The sequence below is a fragment of the Bacillus sp. AY3-1 genome (genome assembly GCF_008368785.1).
Lineage (GTDB): Bacteria > Bacillota > Bacilli > Bacillales > Bacillaceae_G > Bacillus_A > Bacillus_A wiedmannii.
The window spans coordinates 1-2,154 of the sequence record NZ_QORZ01000010.1 but is presented as its reverse complement, the minus strand read 5'-3'; the positions used below and the strand labels follow the sequence as shown (position 1 = coordinate 2,154).

2 protein-coding genes are annotated in these 2,154 nt (G+C 33.1%); both read right to left on the bottom strand.

All coding sequences use genetic code 11. From position 1 onward, the window contains the following. Positions 1–169: 169 nt before the first annotated feature. On the bottom strand, positions 170–901 hold the full coding sequence (locus tag DN389_RS07255; protein ID WP_098191427.1) for a DsbA family oxidoreductase: 732 nt from the start codon (positions 899–901) through the stop codon (positions 170–172). A gap of 68 nt (positions 902–969) precedes the next feature. Further along, positions 970–1,929, bottom strand: a complete 960-nt coding sequence (locus DN389_RS07250; RefSeq protein ID WP_000719802.1) for an alpha/beta hydrolase — start codon at positions 1,927–1,929, stop codon at positions 970–972. Positions 1,930–2,154 lie beyond the last annotated feature (225 nt).

Sequence of the window (2,154 nt, the reverse complement as noted above, 5' to 3'; positions counted from 1 at the left end):
TGTTCTATATTACACCTCTAAGATAAAACCGTCAATATGTTTTTATAAAAAAACTTCATTTTTTATAAATCCTATTTACGTTATTAAATTATGTATTTATATACCTCTTCTATAAGAATAGATAAGCAACCCATAAAATACTCTATGGGTTGCTATTCCTTCATAAAAACTATTGTTCTTTTGAAGGTATCGAACAACTTTCATCCGTACAAGACATATCGCTTCCACCCTCTGAAGAAAGCTCTTGTAACTTAGGTGCAGGATTCTCTTCTTCCCACACTTGTTGAAGTGCACCGACAAAAGTTTCGAGTGGTTGCGCACCTGAAATAGCATACTTTTGATTAATAATAAAATAAGGTACTCCTGAAATTTGATATTGCTGAGCAATCGCTTCATCAATTCTAACATCATTTGCATATGCACCTTTATCATTAATAACACGTAAAGCTTCTTGCTTATCTAAACCTGAAGCTTCAGCAATAGTAGCAAGCGTATCCACATCACTTAAATTTCTCGATTCAGTGAAATATGCAAAAAGTAGATTTTCCGTAATCTCTTTTTCTTTCCCTTGATCCTTTGCAAATTTAGCTAGACGATGCGCATCAAAAGTGTTCGTCGGCTTCATCTCTTCAAAATTAAAATTTAAACTCATACTAGCTGCATGATTGCCTAGTTGTATATTATTACGCTTAGCTTCTTCAATACTAATCCCATACTTTGATGCAAGTACTTCATTAATACTTGTTCCAGAATAGATTGGAGCATTTTGGTCTAATTCAAAACTTTTAAACTCAACTTCAACATCCTTCTTATGCGGAAATTGCTCTAAAGCCATTTCTAATCTACGTTTCCCAATATAACAAAATGGGCATACAAAATCTGACCATACTTCAATTTTCATAGAAACACCTCATTAACATGTAGTTTTCAATTTCTGATTATCGTATATACAAATCTAAAACAATCTAATTACGCTGGAATGTATCTCCCCACGAACTTCCATACGGTATTCCAATATTTATTCGAATCTACCTTCTCGGCTTCTCCATGTCCAGCACCTGGAACAATTAATTTCTCTTTTTCTACTTTTGCAGCATTATATACTTCATCTAACATTTCATAAGGAACAAATGTATCAGCATCCCCATGAATAAATAGCATAGGTGTTTTACTTTTCGCCACTTGTTTTATAGCTGAAGCTTCTTCTAAATCATATCCAGCTCTTAATTTTGTAACTGTATTTGCCGCATTCATAACAGGAAACTTCGGCAAGTGGAATAAATCGTTTAATTGATAAGTAAATTCATCAATAACTGTTGAGTATCCACAATCTTCAATAATAACTTTAACGTTAGAAGGTAACTCTTCACCTGAAGTCATCATTACAGTTGCCGCGCCCATTGAAACACCAAAGAGTGCTATTTCAGCATTAGGGTCTTTCTTTACAATTTGTTGAATCCAAATCAAAATATCTTTACGATCATGCCAGCCCATCCCTATATAATCACCTTCACTATTTCCATGCCCACGAAGGTCTGGCGCTATGACGTTATATCCTTGTTCATAAAAGTTCCGGATATATTTCGTCATTTTCGATGCCCTACTATCATATCCATGAACTACAATTGCCCATTTATGGCTAGATTGTTCATTCATATATTCATAACCTGTTAATTTCAACTTATCGAAAGAATTTATGTTTCGTGTATTAGGTTTATGATTTGATACAAAGTTCGCATCCTTTTCTTCATTTGTAGCGAACACACCGCCCGATGCATTCACAGTTTCTACTAAGTGAGGATTATCCTCTAAAAACTCTTTCTCTTGTTTCGCATTCAACGCATAATTATAAAAATAATTCCCGACTAACATATAAGTAATTGCTAGAAGGACTAAAACTACTATAGTAATTACACCTATCTTTTTCATATTATCTCCTTAAAAAAATTTAAATCTTCCTATATTAAAGTACCTCGAAAAACAACTGTACTATTTTAACACACCGATAGATTGCTTCTACAAAAAATAGAATAGAAAATCTTAAACTACACATCAAAAATGATGAAAGAAAATGAATATGAGGGGATCAAAAGAATACGGATTACTTACTTGAAGCTAATAAGAAGTTTAAAACACAAAAAAGACGAGTCATTC

Coding starts and splice junctions, on each gene's coding strand:
- DN389_RS07255 (WP_098191427.1), bottom strand. CDS start 901: ATGAAAATTGAAGTATGGTCAGATTTTGTATGCCCATTTTGTTATATT.
- DN389_RS07250 (WP_000719802.1), bottom strand. CDS start 1,929: ATGAAAAAGATAGGTGTAATTACTATAGTAGTTTTAGTCCTTCTAGCA.